Origin of the sequence: Klebsiella sp. SWET4, assembly GCF_024296565.1 — a bacterium.
Taxonomy (GTDB): Bacteria; Pseudomonadota; Gammaproteobacteria; order Enterobacterales; family Enterobacteriaceae; genus Klebsiella; species Klebsiella variicola.
The window spans coordinates 1-18918 of sequence record NZ_JANCOB010000008.1; the positions used below are offsets into that span (position 1 = coordinate 1).

24 protein-coding genes are annotated in these 18918 nt (G+C 55.0%); 9 read left to right on the forward strand and 15 right to left on the reverse strand.

Annotated elements, in window-relative coordinates; genetic code table 11:
• Positions 1 to 134: 134 nt before the first annotated feature.
• Together NKJ21_RS17795 and NKJ21_RS17800 are read right to left on the reverse strand one after the other, a co-directional pair.
• Positions 135 to 1073: a DMT family transporter gene (locus NKJ21_RS17795; protein ID WP_064170873.1), complete on the reverse strand. Its 939-nt coding sequence runs from the start codon at positions 1071 to 1073 to the stop codon at positions 135 to 137.
• A gap of 162 nt (positions 1074 to 1235) precedes the next feature.
• A complete protein-coding gene (locus tag NKJ21_RS17800; protein WP_002898708.1) occupies positions 1236 to 1409 on the reverse strand; it encodes a general stress protein in 174 nt (57 codons plus the stop codon).
• A 117-nt stretch (positions 1410 to 1526) separates the two neighbouring features.
• On the opposite strand from NKJ21_RS17800, the gene NKJ21_RS17805 reads away from it, so the two are divergent.
• From NKJ21_RS17805 to NKJ21_RS17815, 3 genes are all read left to right on the forward strand, one after another.
• Positions 1527 to 1628, forward strand: coding sequence for a hypothetical protein (locus tag NKJ21_RS17805; protein WP_224224868.1), 102 nt, complete (start codon positions 1527 to 1529; stop codon positions 1626 to 1628).
• A gap of 217 nt (positions 1629 to 1845) precedes the next feature.
• A complete protein-coding gene (gene wrbA / locus NKJ21_RS17810; RefSeq protein ID WP_008805935.1) occupies positions 1846 to 2442 on the forward strand; it encodes an NAD(P)H:quinone oxidoreductase in 597 nt (198 codons plus the stop codon).
• Between the two features lie 20 nt (positions 2443 to 2462).
• The gene (locus tag NKJ21_RS17815) at positions 2463 to 2690 is read left to right on the forward strand and encodes a YccJ family protein (protein WP_008805934.1); all 228 of its coding nucleotides are present in this window, start codon (positions 2463 to 2465) and stop codon (positions 2688 to 2690) included.
• Positions 2691 to 2928: 238 nt separating this feature from the next.
• Here the strand turns inward: NKJ21_RS17815 and NKJ21_RS17820 are convergent, their stop codons facing one another.
• The 4 genes from NKJ21_RS17820 to NKJ21_RS17835 form a co-directional block, all read right to left on the reverse strand.
• Positions 2929 to 3825, reverse strand: a complete 897-nt coding sequence (locus NKJ21_RS17820; RefSeq protein WP_254733076.1) for a type VI secretion system-associated protein TagO — start codon at positions 3823 to 3825, stop codon at positions 2929 to 2931.
• Between the two features lie 4 nt (positions 3826 to 3829).
• Positions 3830 to 4162, reverse strand: a complete 333-nt coding sequence (locus NKJ21_RS17825; protein ID WP_032436279.1) for a zinc ribbon domain-containing protein — start codon at positions 4160 to 4162, stop codon at positions 3830 to 3832.
• A 112-nt stretch (positions 4163 to 4274) separates the two neighbouring features.
• Positions 4275 to 4523, reverse strand: a complete 249-nt coding sequence (locus tag NKJ21_RS17830) for an ogr/Delta-like zinc finger family protein (protein WP_072353965.1) — start codon at positions 4521 to 4523, stop codon at positions 4275 to 4277.
• A 45-nt stretch (positions 4524 to 4568) separates the two neighbouring features.
• Entirely contained in the window at positions 4569 to 5723 is a 1155-nt protein-coding gene (locus NKJ21_RS17835) for a phage late control D family protein (RefSeq protein ID WP_064189050.1), read from the reverse strand.
• Between the two features lie 151 nt (positions 5724 to 5874).
• On the opposite strand from NKJ21_RS17835, the gene NKJ21_RS17840 reads away from it, so the two are divergent.
• From NKJ21_RS17840 to NKJ21_RS17865, 6 genes are read left to right on the forward strand one after another with little or no spacing between them, the layout of a single operon-like run.
• Positions 5875 to 7056: a phage tail sheath subtilisin-like domain-containing protein gene (locus NKJ21_RS17840; protein WP_032442273.1), complete on the forward strand. Its 1182-nt coding sequence runs from the start codon at positions 5875 to 5877 to the stop codon at positions 7054 to 7056.
• Positions 7057 to 7572 carry a phage major tail tube protein gene (locus tag NKJ21_RS17845; RefSeq protein WP_004187274.1) on the forward strand — a complete coding sequence of 172 codons (516 nt, stop codon included), beginning with the start codon at positions 7057 to 7059 and terminating at the stop codon, positions 7570 to 7572.
• 51 nt (positions 7573 to 7623) lie between these two features.
• Positions 7624 to 7923, forward strand: coding sequence for a phage tail assembly protein (locus tag NKJ21_RS17850; RefSeq protein ID WP_254733078.1), 300 nt, complete (start codon positions 7624 to 7626; stop codon positions 7921 to 7923).
• 32 nt (positions 7924 to 7955) lie between these two features.
• Positions 7956 to 8096, forward strand: coding sequence for a GpE family phage tail protein (locus NKJ21_RS17855; RefSeq protein WP_040209255.1), 141 nt, complete (start codon positions 7956 to 7958; stop codon positions 8094 to 8096).
• Entirely contained in the window at positions 8086 to 10821 is a 2736-nt protein-coding gene (locus NKJ21_RS17860; protein WP_254733146.1) for a phage tail tape measure protein, read from the forward strand. Before NKJ21_RS17855 ends, NKJ21_RS17860 begins: the two co-directional genes overlap by 11 nt.
• A gap of 11 nt (positions 10822 to 10832) precedes the next feature.
• Entirely contained in the window at positions 10833 to 11321 is a 489-nt protein-coding gene (locus tag NKJ21_RS17865; RefSeq protein WP_117256637.1) for a phage tail protein, read from the forward strand.
• A 97-nt stretch (positions 11322 to 11418) separates the two neighbouring features.
• Here the strand turns inward: NKJ21_RS17865 and NKJ21_RS17870 are convergent, their stop codons facing one another.
• Genes NKJ21_RS17870 through NKJ21_RS17910 form a run of 9 tightly spaced genes read right to left on the reverse strand, consistent with a single transcriptional unit; the run spans position 11419 to position 18896 of the window.
• Entirely contained in the window at positions 11419 to 12495 is a 1077-nt protein-coding gene (locus NKJ21_RS17870; protein ID WP_254733081.1) for a phage tail protein, read from the reverse strand.
• 21 nt (positions 12496 to 12516) lie between these two features.
• The gene (locus tag NKJ21_RS17875) at positions 12517 to 13239 is read right to left on the reverse strand and encodes a hypothetical protein (protein ID WP_069734317.1); all 723 of its coding nucleotides are present in this window, start codon (positions 13237 to 13239) and stop codon (positions 12517 to 12519) included.
• A 14-nt stretch (positions 13240 to 13253) separates the two neighbouring features.
• Positions 13254 to 15368 (reverse strand): hypothetical protein, encoded by a 2115-nt coding sequence (locus tag NKJ21_RS17880; protein ID WP_228365195.1) that lies wholly within the window; start codon positions 15366 to 15368, stop codon positions 13254 to 13256.
• 1 nt (position 15369) lies between these two features.
• Positions 15370 to 15972, reverse strand: a complete 603-nt coding sequence (locus tag NKJ21_RS17885; RefSeq protein WP_064189044.1) for a phage tail protein I — start codon at positions 15970 to 15972, stop codon at positions 15370 to 15372.
• Positions 15965 to 16864, reverse strand: a complete 900-nt coding sequence (locus NKJ21_RS17890) for a baseplate J/gp47 family protein (RefSeq protein ID WP_135733179.1) — start codon at positions 16862 to 16864, stop codon at positions 15965 to 15967. Before NKJ21_RS17890 ends, NKJ21_RS17885 begins: the two co-directional genes overlap by 8 nt.
• Positions 16851 to 17219 (reverse strand): GPW/gp25 family protein, encoded by a 369-nt coding sequence (locus tag NKJ21_RS17895; RefSeq protein ID WP_004187254.1) that lies wholly within the window; start codon positions 17217 to 17219, stop codon positions 16851 to 16853. Before NKJ21_RS17895 ends, NKJ21_RS17890 begins: the two co-directional genes overlap by 14 nt.
• Complete coding sequence (locus NKJ21_RS17900) at positions 17216 to 17800, reverse strand: phage baseplate assembly protein V (protein ID WP_159188571.1); 585 nt, start codon at positions 17798 to 17800, stop codon at positions 17216 to 17218. The genes NKJ21_RS17895 and NKJ21_RS17900 overlap by 4 nt, the downstream gene beginning before the upstream one ends.
• Positions 17800 to 18441: a phage virion morphogenesis protein gene (locus NKJ21_RS17905; protein WP_004187250.1), complete on the reverse strand. Its 642-nt coding sequence runs from the start codon at positions 18439 to 18441 to the stop codon at positions 17800 to 17802. Before NKJ21_RS17905 ends, NKJ21_RS17900 begins: the two co-directional genes overlap by 1 nt.
• On the reverse strand, positions 18438 to 18896 hold the full coding sequence (locus NKJ21_RS17910; RefSeq protein ID WP_254733084.1) for a phage tail protein: 459 nt from the start codon (positions 18894 to 18896) through the stop codon (positions 18438 to 18440). The genes NKJ21_RS17905 and NKJ21_RS17910 overlap by 4 nt, the downstream gene beginning before the upstream one ends.
• Positions 18897 to 18918: the final 22 nt, after the last annotated feature.

Genomic DNA, 18918 nt, shown 5'->3' on the forward strand with positions numbered 1-18918 from the left:
CACCCGGCATAAAAGCGACGCCGTGCCTGATGCCATCGCCCGGCGGCGCTGCGCTGGCGCGGGCCTGGAGACAATCAGAGCCGGACGAGTAGGCCAGCCAGGATAAGCGCCGCTGTAGGATCAGAAGCGTAAAATTATGGCTCGCGGCGATCGGCCAGGTCCGTGAGCGGCTGCGCATCGTCGTTTGTGGAAACCTGCGGCGGCGACTTGCGCTTCCACTTCAGCTCGCTCACCAGCACCCCCGCGAGGATCAAGACGCAGCCGAGCAGAGCCAGCAGCGGCAGACGCTCACCGGCCAGCCGGCCAAAAATACCGGCCCATACCGGTTCACCAGTATAGATAAGGGTGGCCCGCGTCGGCGAGACGCTGCGCTGCGCCCAGTTCATGGTCACCTGAATGATCGCGCTGAAAATCCCCAGCCCCAGCGCGACGCCGAGCAGGGCCGGCGTCAACGGCGGAACCGCCTCACCCGCCGGCTTCATGGCGGCGAAAGCCACCAGCGACGCGGTCGCCAGCTGCACGACCGTCACCCGGCGGACATCGACTTTCCCGGCCCAGGCGCTGATAAGGATAATCTCCGCCGCGATCGCCAGCGCGCTCGCCAGAGTAATCATCTCCCCCACGCCAAGCGCCAGCAGATTATTTTCCGGCCCGGCCAGCAGGATCAAACCGATAAACGCCAGCACAATCCCCACGCAGGACATCACCCCCGGCATACGACCCAGGCACAGCCACTGCAGCAGCGGTACCAGCGGCACATACATCGCCGTGATAAAGGCAGATTTACTGCTGGAGATCGACTGCAGTCCCCAGGTCTGCAGGCCATACCCCAGCGCAATCGCCACGCCAATCGCCACCCCCGCCTTCACCTCCAGCCACGTCAGCCCTCGCAGGGTGCGCAGCGAGAGCAGGCCCACCGCCAGCGCGGCAGTCGCGAAACGCAGACCGACAAAAAACAGCGGCCCGCTGAGGCTCACCGCATACTGCACGGCAAGGAACGTCCCTCCCCAGAACATGGTGATCATGATGAGAAGAGCTTCCTGGCGGGTAATGGATAATTTTAACGAAGACATAAGGCAGCCATGACGATTAACGGGCGACCAGTGTGCAATCCGCCCGGCGGGAGCGCAACCACCGACAGATAAAAAAACCGCCGGCAGATGCCGGCGGCGAGGGCGATGCGGTTGGGTCGGGGAGATTAACACCGCATCAAAGAGAACAGTGCGAGTCGCGCGTTAACTTTCACGACTACCGTGACTGTTTTTACCCCCTTTTTTGCCAGCCTCTGAGGCGCGCTGAGGGTCATTTTTAAAATTCCCCCCGCTATGCTGGCCACCTTTACGTCCTGCTTCTGATGCTCTTTCACGGTCTTCAGCAAAGTTGCCAGAACCGCCACGATGGTTTGCCATTACTGACCTCCATTAGGTTAGACATCATAGTGCATTACGCGGGAGCGGCGACGCCGCTGTCTTACCGCGTATCTATAAGGTTAGTGAATGACTGCCGCTGACGGCGGCAAATGAAATATCCAGAAACAAACCCGGGCGAAAAAAGCCCCCTCGCGGCGCGTACGGGTTCTAACCTGCTCTGCTGGCGGAGAAAAAATAGTCGGCAAAAATGTATCCTGATGCTACACCCTTGCCACACCGGCCAAAATAGCAGGCACAACGCTTCCTCCTTCTCTCCCTTTCAGGCCGCGCGGTGCAAGGAAAAGTAAATAATGCTTTGTCATTTTGTTATAAATCAAATAAATGCCCGTTGGATTTGCACTCTCCGGCGGAGGCTTTATCTTTAAAGGTAACCAGCCATTTGGCTGGCTTATAACGCAACCGAGGAGTGATGGAAATGGCTAAAATTCTGGTGCTTTATTATTCCATGTATGGACACATTGAAACCATGGCTCACGCCGTCGCCGATGGGGCAAACCGGGTGGATGGCGTTGAGGTGGTTGTGAAGCGCGTGCCGGAAACCATGCAGGCTGAAGCATTTGCCAAAGCAGGCGGGAAAACGCAAAACGCGCCCGTCGCCACGCCGCAGGAGCTGGCAGAGTATGACGCCATCATCTTTGGTACCCCAACTCGTTTCGGCAACATGTCCGGTCAGATGCGCACCTTCCTCGATCAAACCGGCGGTCTGTGGGCGTCCGGCGCCCTGTACGGTAAGATCGCCAGCGTATTCAGCTCAACCGGCACCGGCGGCGGACAGGAACAAACCATTACCTCCACCTGGACGACGCTGGCCCACCACGGCATGATCATCGTCCCGATCGGCTACGGCGCCCAGGAGCTGTTTGATATCTCCCAGGTCCGCGGCGGTACCCCTTATGGCGCGACCACCATCGCCGGCGGAGACGGCTCGCGTCAGCCGAGCGAGGAAGAGTTAGCCATCGCCCGCTATCAGGGCGAACATGTCGCCAAACTGGCCGTTAAAGTCCACGGCTAATCTTCTGCAGGAGGAGTAACATGCCAACTCAAGAAGCAAAAGCACATCGCGTCGGCGAATGGGCAAGTTTACGTAACACCTCGCCGGAGATCGCCGAGGCGATTTTCGAAGTCGCCCACTACGATGAAAAACTGGCGGAGCAAATCTGGGAGGAAGGCAGCGACGAAGTGCTGGCGCTGGCCTTTGCCAAAACCGATAAAGATGCGCTGTTCTGGGGTGAACAGACGATTGAGCGTAAAAACGTCTAGGACGTTTATTTCCGCCAGGTCTCGCCCTAACCTGCTAAAAAACCCGGAGTACTCCGGGTTTATATGCCGCGCAATACTTTGAATCTTAAAGGATTAAAATTCAACGCATCCACTTAGCATCCATCAAGCCCCGTCTAGTGCGGGGTTTTTCATGTATCGTTGACGTTGCGTTAAAACGTAGACAGCGTTGACAAACAAGCCACGAGTAATCGTGGCTCAATTTGACTTCAACTATTCTCTATTTCCAGCCACACGCCTGCTGCAGGGGCTTTAATGCATTGTTCAACCCAGTTAACTCAAATGTGACCGATACGGGGCTTTCGTTGTAGGGGGTTATCCTTGCAAACATCTTTTCAGATTTAGCTAGAGCCTTAACAAAATCTATATCTCTGCCACTATAAAAGACCGCTTTGGTGTCGGTAGAAATCGACCAGCTTCTTTCCACGGCTTTCTGCTTATCAAGCCGGTAAAGCATACTTGTTTCCTCAAGTCCTAAGTACACATCCCAATTAATAAAAACTTCAGTTTTCTTTTCACGACAGGCCACAAAAATCGTTGGTGTGACTGTTTCGCCAAATGGGGTTCTGATGGAATCATTGCTAGGTAACATTAAAACCACGTTTTTTGAATCATCAACCGGAGATGTTGTTATATGGGTCAGCCATTTTCCGGGGTTCGGAGTCGCTTCTGCTACGGCAGGCTCATCCTCTTCTGCTGCATCCTGCGGAAAAAGCTTGTCATAACATGCTAATCGCTTGGTGCCATTTAATTCTGAGCGGCACTCATGGACCTTTTCTTTACTGATTGCCTCGTTTTTAACAACTTCAGCGTCTAAAGGTGCATTTTTGACTGAACTCGCCGGTTTGAAAGTTGGCGAGAAAAATCTGTCATAGCAGGTCAGACGTCTCTCATCCGTTTTTTCATCGGGGCATTGCTCTCTACTTTCAAATTTTTCAGCACTCTTCGTTCGCGAAGGAGGAATTGAATTGTCGTAACAAGAAAGACGCAGCGAGCTATCCTCAATCGACCGGCACTGAAGAACCCCTTTAAAGTCCCTTGACTCCTCTTGAGCGTGAGTAGCTAAAGAAACGGAAGCAGCTAAAAATGTCGCAATGAAAATAAAACTTTTCTTCATGAGGTCATCCTTTTGGTCTAGTAAGAAACACCAGTATTCCAATAACTATGTCGCCGATGACCCAAATAGTACCAATGGCCATCATTCCCAAACCCGCGCCTAAAGCGGCTCCTGCCCTTTCCGCTTCAGATGTAGCATGGCTTATAACTTCACCAGTTCCGCCTAGCCCTTTAAAAAGGACGTAGATCATGAAGATGTTAAATAAAATGAAGATCCATTTTATTAGTACCCCAAAAATTGAGCGACGCGGCTTTCTTAATTGTTTACCGCAGGATGGACACCTCAATGCTGAATCGCTCACTTCTTTCCGGCATTCCGGGCAGCTGACCAAAGCCATAGCAATCATCCCCATCGTTACTTATTAATTGTCATTTGTTACAAACAATTTTATTTTATCGGATAATTCTTCATTGACAAGAAAGAAACCCCGCGTTTGCGGGGGGGCTATTTTAAACTGGGAGGGTTAGTTGATCGCTACCGTAGTGTGAGGCAGGAAAGGCATCAGAGGGGATAAAGCCCGGCGGTAGAGTCTCACGCGGCGCGCGCTTTGTTACCAGTTTTTCAACGCTGTTTAGCGTGGTGAAAGTGATACTACATTCAAAATTCTGGCACTGGTGATAATGCCGAACCGTGGTATTGCTTAACGAGCGACTGGTGCGCGTTTTTGCAACGGCACCACAAACAGGACACTTAAACATGTTGGCCTCCCGGGGCGGGAGTTGAACTCGCTCATATTATGGCCGTTAACTCGCACTTTCTGCAATCCATTCAGGTATTTTCGCCTCAAGCTCCAGCCTGGTTTTGAATCCGCTGTCGTCTACCGTATGCCCCACCTTCGCGATTATCCAGTCCTGCTTGTCTATCGCATCTTTAAATCCCGTCACTGTTCCGTGCATCTCCGGATAAAGATCCGCGCGACCATAAGCCAGGGTTAATGAAAATTCAGCTGCGCCGCGCTGAAGCTGCTGCCACTTTGCTGCGGCCGCGCGCTGCGCCGCCATTTCGCTGCTGTATGTTGTGCGGAGTACAAACACATTACCATCTTCCCCAGCGATATAATCCCCCTCCCGGCTGCTGCTGCGCGGCTTGTTCTCCGTGGTTTTCTTGCGCTTCTTCACCGTGACTCTTTTCTTTTTGCCGAAGTTCAGATCCAGCCAGTAAGCCTGCACGCCAGTGTAAGCGTCGCGATCTGCAATACGGAACGAATGACGGTCTGCGCTACCGCGCGTAATGGCGAACTCCGGCAGCGCTTTGCCGTTCGCACTAACACCGCCCCCCGGCAGAATGAACAACAGGCAACCGTTTTTCACCGTAGCAATGGCGCCGAGAATATCCGCCATACGCGTCAGGAATGACATATCGCTCTCCTGGGTCTGGTCGGCGTGATCTATCTCGGCGTTTATCAGTTGCTCGGAAATAACCGGCTTCAGTTTGTAACGGTGAGCGATAGCCGACACGATGCGCTCTACCGTCACGTCATGCCACGACACCTCGCGTTTGATATTGAATTCATCGCGAAAATCAGCGCTGCGGGCGGTTATCTCGATGCGGTCTGGCGGCCCTGAATGCGCTACCTCATCGACAATATAAATCCCCTTGTAGATTAGCGGCTCCCCCTGCCAGCCGAGCGATAACGACAGCTCGGCGCCACGAGGTGGCAGCTCAATATCACCTTGGCTGTCATCAACGGTGATCGTCAGCTCGTCGGCGTTAAATCCCCGGTTATCCGTCAGCTCCAGAGAAATCATTTTCTCATCCAGCACGGTCAACGCCTTACCGCCAATCAGGACATTAAACGCCGGGATGCGCGACAACTCATCCTGGTATTTTTTGAAGTCCTGAGCGCCCGCATTCAGCAGGCTTTTTGCATTGTCGATTGTGTCTGTGTTCAGCGCCATGATTGCCCTCCGCCGCTGATAGTTCCATGCGCGCGCGAGGCATGCGACGGCTTTTTGTTGTCATGGAACGCCCACAACCACCGCCGCGAGACGACACCATGTATTTCAGGGATTATCACCCCGAACTCACTAAACATGATGGCGGTAGAGTATGACCGACAACTTTTTCCACGGGGCGCGCACCAAAGAAAACACCGACCTACAGACCGTAATCAACGATGTTGATTCAACGGTCATTGGCCTGGTGGCGGTTGCTGAGGATGCCGATCCCGAAACTTTTCCACTTGATACACCGGTGCTGATTACGCGAGTGATCAGCGTGCTGGGTAAGGCCGGCAAAACCGGCTCCCTGTACAAATCACTCAAGGCTATTTCCGACCAGGTCAGCACCCGCGTGATCGTCGTGCGTGTCGCTGAAGCTAAGACCGAGGAAGGCGCACAGACACAGTCTCAGCTCATCATTGGCGGAACGAAGGCAGACGGCAGCTATACCGGCATGTTTGCCCTGCTGACGGCAGAGCAAAAAACCGGTTATCGCCCGCGCATCCTCGGCGTACCAATGTATGACACGCAGGAGGTCACCGCGCAGTTACGCGTGATTGCAAAGCAGTTGCGGGCATTCTCTTACAGCTATTGCGATGGCTGCGAAACGATCACCGAAGCGAAAGCTTATCGTGAACAATTTGCAGAGCGCGAAGGCATGCTGATCTGGCCGAACTTCATCGCCTACAACTCACTAACCGGCGCCAACGAAGAATTTCCTGCCGTGGCTTATGCATTAGGGCTGCGAGCATTGATCGATAACGAGCAGGGCTGGCATAAATCGCTATCTAACGTGGCGGTTAAAAATGTGCTGGGGATTACCAAAGACGTGTTCTGGGCGCTACAGGCGGAAGACTCCGACGCCAACGAGCTGAACGCCAACGAAATTACCACACTGATTAAGCGTGACGGTTTCCGCTTCTGGGGCAACCGCACCACAGACACCGAGGAATATATTTTCGAGGTGTACACCCGTACCGCCCAGATCCTGGCGGACAGTATCGCCGAAGCGCAATTTACCACCGTTGACAGCCCACTCACCCCGGCGAACGTGAAAGACGTGGTAAGTGGTATTAACGCCAAACTTCAGGCACTCGTCACGGCGGGCAAGCTGATTGGTGCGGCGTGCTGGTTTGATATCGTCGATAACCCGACCACTGGCCTGCGCCAGGGTAAGGCTGTCGTGCGCTACAACTACAGCCCGGTTCCTCCGCTGGAAGATTTAACGCTGATCCAGACCTTCACCGATCAGTACTACGAACCGGCTTTTGCATCGCTGGGAGGTGCGTAAATGGCTATTCCTAAAAAACTGCGGCTGTTTACCCTCTTTGTGGACGGGGAAAACTATATCGGGAAAGTGCCGAGCGTCACACTCCCGAAGCTCACCCGGAAAACGGAAGACTATCAGGGCGGCGGCATGCTTGGTGCGGCAGGTGTCGATCTCGGCCTTGAAGCCGGGGCGCTTGATGCATCAATGATTGTCGGCGGCGTAGTCGAAGAGCTGATCCTGAAATGGGGCGGCGATATTGACGAATTGCGCCTGCGCTTTGTGGGTGAGATTTACAGCGGCGGTACCAGCTCGCTGCTGGAAGTCGAAATGCGCGGCCGCATCACTGAAATTGATCAGGGTGAAGCGAAACAGGGTGATGATACTAACCACACCTATGCGATCAAAAACACCTATTACAAAGAGTCAGTAGACGATAAGCCCCTGCTGGAAATCGACCTGCTGAACTTCATCTACAAACGCAACGGCAAGAGCCTCTATCCCGATCGCATTGCCTCCGCGCTGGGCCTCGGCCAGTAACTTTTTAACCACTACCAATGGCGGCCAGACCGGCCGCCCGGAGAATTATCAATGTCTGTTACTTTAAGCAAGCCTATCAAACGCGGTGATCAGGAAATTAAAACCATCGCTATCACCGACACTATCAAGCAGGCTGGCTCGCTGCGCGGCCTGAAACTGGTTGACGTGCTCAACTTCGATTATGACGCCGTTTCCACGCTGCTGACGCGCACAACCAGCCCGCAACTGACAGCTGTCGAGATTGCCACGATGGCGACCGGCGACTTTACCGCGCTGTGTGAAGAGATCACGCCTTTTTTGACGAAAGCGGAGCCGTCCGCAGTCACCGAAGCGGCGACGGCGAGCAATTAAGAGAAGCGGTTATCTCCGATATCGACGACCTGATCGCCGATATCGCTGTTATTTTTCACTGGCCGCCCTCCGAGATGTACGGCATGGAGCTGCGCGAGCTGATAGCCTGGCGCGAACGGGCGGCTATCAGAAGCGGCAACCATGACAAGGAGGATGACGACGATGGATCTTAGTATTCGCGTTGCATTCAGCGCCATTGATAAACTCACCCGTCCGGTCAACGCCGCCAGTAAAGCTATTGGCGGCCTTTCTGACTCCCTCAAGAAAACGCAGTCGTCGATCAAGGATCTGGAGAAAAGCGCAGCGGCATTCGACAAGCTACGCTCGCAGGCCAATGAAACGGCGCAGAAACTTAAAACAACCCAGCGGGCCTTTGACGGCCTCAACCAGAAACAGCGCGAAGGCGGCCAGCTTACCGAAGCCCAGGTGGCTCGTCTTGAATCGCTGCGCGGCAAGCTCTCGCGGCTAACGGATACCTACAACAAACAGACCACGCAGCTGCGCACAGCGGCGCAGGCGGTACGCCAGCACGGTGTTAATCTCTCATCCGGCAGCGGTGCAATTCAGAGTGCAATCCGGCGCACAGAGCAATATAACCAGACACTGGAGCGCGAACGCCGCCAGCTGGCGGCCACGACACGCGCACAAGCAAGCTATGAGCGCACCAAAGAAACCGCAGGGAAACTCCGTGGCGCTGGCATGGGGATGACACTTGGCGCAGCGGCTACAGGTTATGCGGCGGGGTCGTTCCTGGCGCCTGCGGTGGGTTTTGATGAGGAAATGTCTCGCGTACAGGCGTTAACCCGCCTCAGCAAAAACTCATCCCAGCTGGCCGACCTTCGCGCGCAGGCGAAAAAGCTCGGCGCCGAAACAGCCTTTACTACCCGCGACGCTGCGAGCGGTCAGGCATTTCTCGCGATGGCCGGCTTGACCCCTGAGGCTATTCAGGCAGCCTTACCCGGCGTGCTTAACATGGCGCTGGCCGGTGGCATGGATCTTGGCGAAAGTGCCGACATCAGTTCTAACATCCTGTCGCAATTCCGTCTCGATCCAAAGGAAATGGATCGTGTCAGTGACGTGCTGACTGCCGCCTTTACCCGCACCAACACCGATTTAACCAATATCGGTGAAGCCATGAAATACGCGGGTACCGGCATGGCCGGTCTGGGTGTTGATGTTGAACGTACCACCGCCATGATCGGCGTAATGGCGAACGTGGGACTCCGTGGCAGTATCGCTGGTACAGGTTTGCAAACGACGTTCTCCCGGCTTGCAGCGCCTACCACCACAGCACGAGCGGCGCTGAAACAGCTAGGTGTTACCGTGGCTGACGCCACCGGCAAGATGCGCCCGGCAGAAGCCATCCTCTCGGATATCTATAAATCCGTCTCGAAGTACGGCGATACCGATCAACTGTCCTTCTTCAAAGATATCGCAGGGGAAGAAGCGGCCAAATCATTCCAGGCACTGGTGAGATCTGCGGGTAGCGGTGAGCTGCAAAAGCTACTGGCAGATTTACGCGGATCACAGGGTGAAGCGCAGAAAGCGGCTAAAGTGATGGCCGACAACCTCAGCGGCGATCTGAAAAATCTGGATAGCGCATGGGAAGGCTTCCGCATCCAGGTGGAAGAAACCACCGACGGGCCATTACGTAAACTGACTCAGGGATTAAGTGACTTAATCACGTCAGCCAGTGAATGGGTTAAAGAAAACCCGCGGCTGACGCAGACGCTGATCCTTGTCGGTGGGGCGCTGACTGTCTTTGCCGGGGCGGTGGGTATTGCCAGCATTGCCGCCAGTTTTATCCTCGGCCCCCTGGCAAAACTCCGCCTGATTCTCAGCATGATCGGCATCTCATCAATTACCGCGACCGGCGGTATTTCGACGCTCGGCATGGCGTTCTCAGGCTTAAGAGTCATCCTTGCCTCACTGCTGGGGATCCCCGGCCTGATTCTGGCGGCGTTCATTACCGCTGGCCTGCTCATCTGGCGATACTGGGAGCCGATTAAGGCGTTTTTCTCCGGGCTGTTTACCGGTATCAGCCAGGGGCTTTCCCCACTGATTCAGTCATTTTCTTTTCTGGTGCCACTGTTTGATGCCATCAGCGCCGGGGTGGCGAAAGTCTGGGGCTGGTTCAGCCAGTTATTTACACCGATTGATTTTTCCCGCGATGCGCTGGATAAATGCGCCAGCGCCGGGAAAACATTTGGCGAGGTGCTGGGTGCCGCTCTTAATCTGCTTTTTACCCCGCTTCGCTTGCTGACCGAAGGAGTCAGCTTGTTGCTTGAAAAGCTGGGGCTAATCCCTTCAGGGATTGACGCTGCGCGGGCTAAGGCCAACAACCTCGAACCTAAAAAACCGACGTCGTGGGAGTGGGATCCGAAGCAAAAGAAAATGGTTCAAAAGGCGTGGGACTGGTCACCTAAAAAATCAGATTCCCCGGTTACCGCAGGCGCTCCGCCCGCTCCCTCGCCACTGTCCGGCAATACCGGCACGTTACGCCGCCTGAATAGCATTGCGGATAACACGAAGGCGACCGCCGACAACACGAAGGAAGCACGCAAAAAGATTGGCCATGGCGACATTATTTTTAAAAACCTGCCTCGCGCACTGGCCCTGCGCGGCGCCTATCAGGAGGCGCGGATCTCACCTCAGGCAGTACCGCGCGTTGCAGCTCCGGCGGCAGGCGGCATTCTCTCCGTTCCCTCAGCCACACAAGGCCCGCTGTCGGCGCCCGTTTCCGCCCCGACAAGTGGTGCGCCAGTGTTTAACCTGGTCTTTAACGAAGTAGGCCAGCATTCAGCGCGGGATCTGGAAAGAATGGTCAGGAATGCCGTTCACGATGCAATGGCCAGCACAACCAGAAGTAACCGTGGCTCGTTCCGCGACAGAGATTAGAGGTAATCAGTATGATGATGGTTTTCGGGATGTTTGTTTTTACGCTGCGCACGGCCCCCTATCAGCAGCTCCAGCACGCGCAGGAATGGCGGCACGTTAAGAACGACCGGGTTAATCAGTCTGCCGGGTGGCAGTACATCGGGCCGGGCGAGGATAATATTACCCTGTCCGGGGTGCTCTATCCGGAAATTACCGGCGGCAACCTGTCGCTTTCTGCGCTGGAGACGATCGGATATTCCGGCCGCCCCTGGCCGCTGATTGAAGGTGATGGCAGGATTTACGGGATGTACGTCATGACGCGGCTGGAGCGAGGGAAAACAGAGTTCGATCAGTTCGGTGGCGCAAAGAAAATTGAATTTACGTTAAGCCTCAGCCGGGCGGACGCGGATTTTCGTGAGAAGCTGCAATCATCCTCCATCGGCGATGCCCTGGCAGACCTTCAGAGCAGCGCCACCAAAGCCATTAATGCAACAACCAACTCACTTAATCGCCTCTTTTAATCCAACAAAAAGCCCCTCATTGAGGGGCTTTGCTATACCGGCAAACATCGCCATTTATGACCGTGCTGCAGAACGTTATTTTTGACGATGCTCGATACTATGCAACCCGCGCCCAGCACATCAGCAGGGTGTGTGATTCAACAACGCTGAACGATTTACCTTCGCCGAGGTTGGCTGTTTTGCCGTTGGCCGAGTGTTTATGCGGTGGGATCGTGACTTCGTGATCGTGCTCTCCGGCCTCATCTGTAACGCCCAGCTCTTTAGGGTTAAAGAGCTGACGCACATCACCGCCTATTTCCCAGGGATTATCTTTACCGGCTACACCACCATGATTGTGAACACCGCCGCGCGTGGTCTTCAGCTTCTGCTCTTCCTGTTCGCTGGTTTCGCCACTCACATCAATCTGTACGGCGGGCAGGTTGGCCTGCTGGAGTGTAACGGTATCGCTGCCGCCGATCTTCCCGACGTCCGAACCGTCAGCCTTGCCAACACGGATTGTTTTATTCTCGCCAGTATAAGTCCATTGCGACCACGGCCATTTCTCGTTCGGATCTACATTTTGAGCAAAGAAGCGTACCGTTCCCGGCGGGTTTTCCTCTTCCCAAAAGTCCCGGCGTGCCGCAGTGATAGCTTCGGCAATAACCTGCTGAATGCTGATATCAAGATCCCCGACTACCTGATCCGTGTAGTCCTTCGCCTCACTCTTGGCCTTATTCACTTCATCAACCGTAGCGAGGATAACTGACGGATCGGCTTTTAGCTCAACATCTGCGATATTGCTTACAGCGATCCAAAGGTTTACAGCATGCAGACGCCCTGAACCTTCCGCCAGTTGTGGCTTGTATGATGGTGGCAGACTTGCAACAGCAAGGCACACCCCATCATCATCATAGAGCGCGGCTTCCCGTAGCCAGAAACCACCAACCTGCGGAAGCATAATCATCTCTGCGCGAATAACATTCTCTGCACCATCGACAACGATAAGACGATTCAGCGGTGCGCGATAAACCTCGTTTACCAGAGATTCCTGTGCTGGATGCGGTATGACTGGGTTACCGCCGCCATCCCCAACCGCCATCACACAAAAGTTGACTGGCACACCAGACACGGCAGCAGCGGCTAACTTTTCAATACCGGCGGCGGTGAGGAATGCACTGTATTTTTTGTCGGACACAATCCGCCTCCTGTTTTATTGCTACGCCAGCGGCAGGATATCGCCGTACATTTCCATGATCACATTACACATATCCTGCTTTTGTGCGGCGGTCAGGTTGGTTCCTGACCATACGCCGGTCATGGCAATATCAACACTGCCGAGGAAGTCAGTCATGGTGTTATTCGCCCGGGCGGCCATAATCGGTTTAGCCGGTGACGGGATTGCTCGTGCAGTGACCGCCGTCAGCGCTCCGGAAACCAGCTGACCCGAAACCATCTTATGAACCTGAACGGCCTCACCGCTGACATCAAAAAACGCCAGGTGGAACTTGCCGGTATCCATCGCTACATCCAGTCTTGATTCAGCCGTACCGGCAGTACGCCCAACCACTGCACGCAGACGCCCGATCGCTGGCTCAAATACAAACGTGTCTCCCTGCGGGACAACATCTCCCCCCAGATAATTACCCATACCCAGCGAGCGCACTGCTGATGGACGGATAAGCACCATCTCTGTTTTTTTGATGTTATCAGTCACTTTGAGGTCATAGCCCCCGGTGTTGGCATCACCCGTAAAGTAATAATCGTGCTGAACCGGTGCGCCGACAGCGACCGGCGAAGCCCCCATTATCGTACGGCCATTCTGGGTTCCGTAAGTTGCCAGCGAAGCAAATGCCGCCTGAGGATAACGCGATCCGATAATGCATTCTGCGTCCCAGGTGGCCCCTGGAATATTGATTGATAAACCGTTAATTACTGCCATTTTTCACCACCGTATCAGAGGGTTAATTCGAACATAACGCTATAGTTGTCCATACGGATAACTTCGCCATTAAGACTGAATGAGACAATGTCGCCCTGACTGTCACGCAGGCAACCACGCGGCCCGCTGAGTCGGCCCGGTGATTTACCGGTCGTTCCGCCATGAAATGCATACTGGAGGATGGCCCCCTCTGGAATATCCGCAGCCGTGGAAATATTGACGGCGTCATAACGAAGGCTGACGCCAGTCAGTGGAATAACCTCACGGGTATCTGGATGCAGCAGCCGAAAACCGTAATTGCCAGGGTCAGAAACAATACTGGTATCAAAGACGAGCCGGCCAACCGGATTCAGCCACACGGTGGCAGCACGCCCCTGGCGCTTATGGCCCACAGGCATCAACGGCTTTGCCGTCTTACCGTCAACAAGTGCCCGCTTTTCCATCACGGAAATATAAAGCCCCTGAATATAGGAACTTCTGGCGGTGAGGTGTGCGCCATCCGTGTAATCGTGGATATACATCGGGTTAGTGAGATAGACATTTTCACGCGTCTGCGCCAGCTCCAGCAGCGCCATCGGGATTGTCGGATAGGCCGTGTTCGGTGTCCGGTTAATCCAGCTGCTGAACTGGTAAACAAAAATCGGCACATGAACCTCTTCGCCGCACACTGCCGATGCGTGGTCGTCTATCAGTTTCTGCATTTTGTCAAAAGTGGCCTGATAAACTGCTTTTGGCGTGCCTTTAGTCTGGTCGGCCTCTCCCTGCAGCCAGTACATAGCAACAGGGCGGTACGTTTTCCCCAGCTCCTGTGCGCGGGCGTAACCATAGGTAATGTCATCAAAAACACGCTGCATGTACCGTCCGGGATAGGCTGCCAGCACATCAATGGGCTGCCCTCCTTCGGCGGGAACGGATCCCAGTACAATGAGATCATCCGGGTTAAAACCGTAGTTCTCCGCCATCATCAGCTCGTACCAGCCGCGAATGCTGGCGCCCATTGGCGTTTCCCATGCATCACCGTTGGCGGTGCTTTTGAACGTTTCCACGTAGGGCAACAGCTTTGCGTGGTTTTCTGCTGAGGTTCCCGGACCATCCTGCGCCCGCACGCCACCGTTAAAACGCACGGCGGTATACAGGTCTGCAATCGTAATCAGCGCCTGGGTATTCACGCCCGCAGCAAGCGACTGCCCGAATCCGATTTTGTGGGCAATATCCGGCAGACGCGAAGAAATGGCCTGGCTGAAATAACGCAGAAAAGCCGGGGAAGTGATCGCCTTTACTTCCAGCGTTTCGGTACTGACACGCTTTGACTCGACCGCATTGCTTTCAATTTTCCCCGCGCACCAGGCACCGTTTTTTTTAAGTCCTACGCTTTTGTCTCCGTTATCGTCTTCCCAGGCCCACAAAAAATCGCTCATTACCCGCCGGGTCATTTCCGATGCATCCGGCAGGATCATTTTCCCGAGGCTGCGCAGAGTGTTAATCTCCGATTTACCGACTTTCAACACCCCGCCCTCAGTAATCGCCATACAGATATTCATCAGAACATCGTGTAATGCCAGCGCGTTCCCGTCGTCACCCTGCGATAAAAAAATATTACCGAGATTAAGGCGCTTCGCGTCTGCTGTACCGATTTCGGCTTTATTCATTTTTGCAAGCCCGGCAATCAGGCGGCCCACATCATCAATACCAACGGTAAAATTGCCGTTATCATCGGGGAATATGGTTTTCCAGCCGTCAGGTACGCTGCGCTTAAATAAGTCCGTCACCATGCCATAAAGCAGGTCGGTAAATTCCTTGCTTGGTAAAAACTTCCCTGTAGCCGTCGCCACGCCGTTAATATTCTGAAATTCCTGCGCCCAGGCGTGAGCATTGTCTGACCAGACAGCAAAGCGTGCCCCTTCGACGATACGGCCCGCATCAATATCAGACTGCGCCTCTTCTGCGCTGTTATAAGGACTGACACCCGACTGAAGCCCATCAACCATTTGTTTAAGCAGTAATGTACGGTTTGCCAGCTGGCGCGACTGAATATTTGCCACCCCATCAGCACCGCCCTCTACTTTATCCCCACGCTTGACCTGGTATATTCCTTCTTCCCAGCGGGGCGTTTCACTAATATTTGTCATATCACCTTCCGGTAAAATAATAATTGCCGCGGTATGTCGCTATTCCGTCGTAATAAATATCCTCATCAGGCTGGAATCCTGGCGGATAAACTGTCGTTGCCTCTCCATCAACTACCACTACCCCCGCCCATGCATAGCCATGCGTGCTGGTTGAAATTGTCATTTGTGCCAGATGACGGCTAACCGGCTTTGCTGCACCAACCAGACGGTTCAGCTCATCCAGTGTTTTGGGCGTTAATCCGACATCGTTAACATCGATCTCAATCCGGAAAGTCCCTGGTTCGTCGCCGACATCGAACCATTCCGCAAACGTCGCGGAAAAGCCCATATCTTCGATCACTCGCCGCACAGCTGCGCGGGTGCCCTTCCTGCGATGAAGCCAGTAGGATTGCTGGATTGACGCTATTTTTTTCTCTGCCGGCCAGTTCTTATCCCACCGATCAACCGACAGCGCCCACGCCAGATACGGCAATAAATCAACCGGGCATGCCGTCGGCGTCCACAGCGTGCGAATAGCTACCGTGATTCCGGACAGCTTCGCCGTGGCAGCTTCGGCGCCACGCATCCACGCGCTGGCAGAAGGAGGAAGAAGTGTGTTATTCATCCGTTCCGCCGTTTTCCAGGTTGTAGCCGATATTCCTGGCCGCCTGGATATCGCTGATCCTGATATCGTCCGGCGGGGCATTTAGCACGACACGCTGTACGCCCTGGACGTGGAGCGCCGCTGAAATGGCGGAGCGCGCCACGTCTCTGCTGATTTTTTTATCGTTCTGCTTCAGGAATTTTTGCAACGATGCATCAGCCGCATTGATGATCGGCTCTGACTCCGGCCCCGGATACAGGTACAGCGTGGCGTTAATTTCGTAATCGACGATCTCAGCGCTGCGCACCGTTACGCGATCACCCAATGGGCGAACCTCTTCATCGTTTACCGCTTCAGCAACGGCGGCCAGCAGTTCAGGCGACGCGGTGCCGTCACCCTCAGTGGACAGTACCGCAACGACTACCTCCGCCGGTGCAGGGCTGGAAGCCCGGGCATCAGCAACTTTGCCGCTGGCGCTGCGGGCAAAGTATTCATAGGCCCCCGATGGCCCGGCGACGCTCATTCCCTCAAAGGCGGACTGTGCTCGCAGACGTAATGCCTCGTCACTCTCCTTCTCAGCATCAGTTGTCTCGGTTGCTTCGGTCTTGATCAGGCGTTCGGTATCGAGATTCGCCGCGATATTATCCAGATCGTCGCCGGTCGAATGACTCAGCATGCAGGCGGCCGCCCCTTCGTTAATGCGCTGGCGCAGTAACATCTCGCGATATGCCAGTGCCTGGGCGAGTACATTTAATGGTTCAGACTCCAGCGCCAGGGCGGCAATAACGGCGGCCTGCTGATCTGCCGGATAAGCGGCTACCATCACCGCTTTCACCTCGATCAGAATTTCTTCAAAATCCAGTTCCTCGATAATGGTCGGCTGCGGCAGCTGCGAGAGGTCAATTGTCGGCATTTTTGGCGCTCCTTAACGTTACCGATCTGGTGCTCTTTTCCATGCTTTCAGTCAGCATTCCGGATAGCTCCGCCGTTACTGCACCCGAAGCAGAATAGTGAATATTGATAGCGTCAAGCGCGATCCGCGGCTCCCATGCAGCCAGCGCGATAACGGCGGCGCTCATCAGTTGCAGGCGCGTGACGTCGTTCTGCGGGCTGTCGATCAAATCCGGGCAAAGCGAGCCGTAATTGCGGCGCATAATGCGCGTATTAACTGGCGTCAGCAGAATATCGCCCACGGACTGCCACACATGATCTTCATCCGTCAGCGTCCCGGTACCGTTCGCATTCATACCGCGATAGCGCTCACTCATCTGGTGCCCTCCGTCCAGTCGCCACCGCGTTCAACTTTGCCGTGATTGTGGTTATCCACCTGCACGCCGTTAGATATAAACGCCCCGCCGGTATGATTAAAATCACCGCGCATTTCCCCGCCTTCGGTGATATCAAGATTTTTCGCGCGCAACAGGTTGGTGCAGTTCACCTCCGGCGTATCCAGAGTGACGATCACCGACGCCTCGATCACCGCCGATTTAATACCCGTCACCTGTAAGGCGCCCGCCTCGGCGTCATAACGAAAACGCGCACCATCAGGAGCCGTGACCACCATTTCATTGCGCGTCGCGCCCGGCGCCGGATTGTCGTTGCTGTACAGACTGCCGCCAATAATGGCCGTATCCGTGTTCCCGCCGAGACACAAGAGCCAGACCTGCTCGCCAATGGACGGCGGGATCCAGACCTTAAATGCCCCGGCCCGCTGCGCGTTCCAGCGCAACCAGGTCGTTTCCAGCCCGCCGCTCTGTACCCGAACGCGCCATTTTTCCTCGTCGATCTCCGTCACCGTGCCGGTGCGGCCGATGTTCTCCAGCAGGCGGATCAGTTCGGCAATATCCATCAGCGCACTCCCAGCGAATCAATCACCTGCCGGGCAATCATCATGCGATCCGTCTTACTCAGGCCCAGCAGTTCACGGCGGGGATAGCTCGCCATCGCGCCGCTGTCATTCACCCGATCACGCAATCCATACTGGTGAACGCGGGCAATACGGGCCGCCACGCCAGTGAATCCCACGCTTGCCCCTTCAGAGGTGGCGCGAGCTTTCAGAAAACGCGCGGTGCGCAGGCGGCGGAACATGGGATCGGCTTTCGTCGTATCACGGCGAGTCTCGTTGAAGCTGATATCGAGATAACGCTCGATATCAGCACGGTAAAACGACCGCACCGCGCCTCGCCCTTCATCAAATCCGGTCAACATGCGGCCACGACTACCACGCGTCGCCCGCCAGTTACGCAAGCGGCGCTCTTCCCCCTGCCAGATAAACCCGATCCCGGCCTGCGAACGCAGTACCCGGCGGTGCCGCTTCTGGTACGGTGTGCCGTCCGGCGCAACCTGCTTACCGATCCGCTGGCTCTGAGTACGGCGCAGCGTGGTGGCAATGCCTCTTGCCGTGCGCAGGCGACGTGCTGGCGTCATAGCGGAAAGGATTTCCGCGAAGACCTGATCAAGCTGTTGAAACAGCGCAGCATCGTTGCTCACGTCATCTCCCCCTCATAGCCCGGATCAAAGACCACTTCCCACGCACCGCCATTAATACGCGGACGGTCTTCCGCCAGGTGCGTAGCAACGGGTTTCCCGTTGACGTTCTCCACCATGACGCGTTCCCAGACCGGCACCTTAAACAGCACATCGGCCATGTCATCGCTGATAATGTCCGCGTCAAACTCAACTTTGCGGTTATTGTCCGGATTGAGCAGCAAATCAGGCTGGTAATGCCATACCCACGCCATAATCGGCAGCATGAGATCATCCACCTGCCCCGGAAAGTCCACGGCCAGCACCTGTATGGTGTAGCGATACATAAACGAGGGTTCGCCGGTCGCCTGCGTCTCAATGCTCCCCTTCTCCACCCAGACGGTGATCAGTTCAGGGTTGGCCTTACACCAGGTGTTTGCGGCGATCAGCGCCTCGCGTAACAATTCGGCTTTTTTCACTTTATCCCCCTGGCTATTCGCC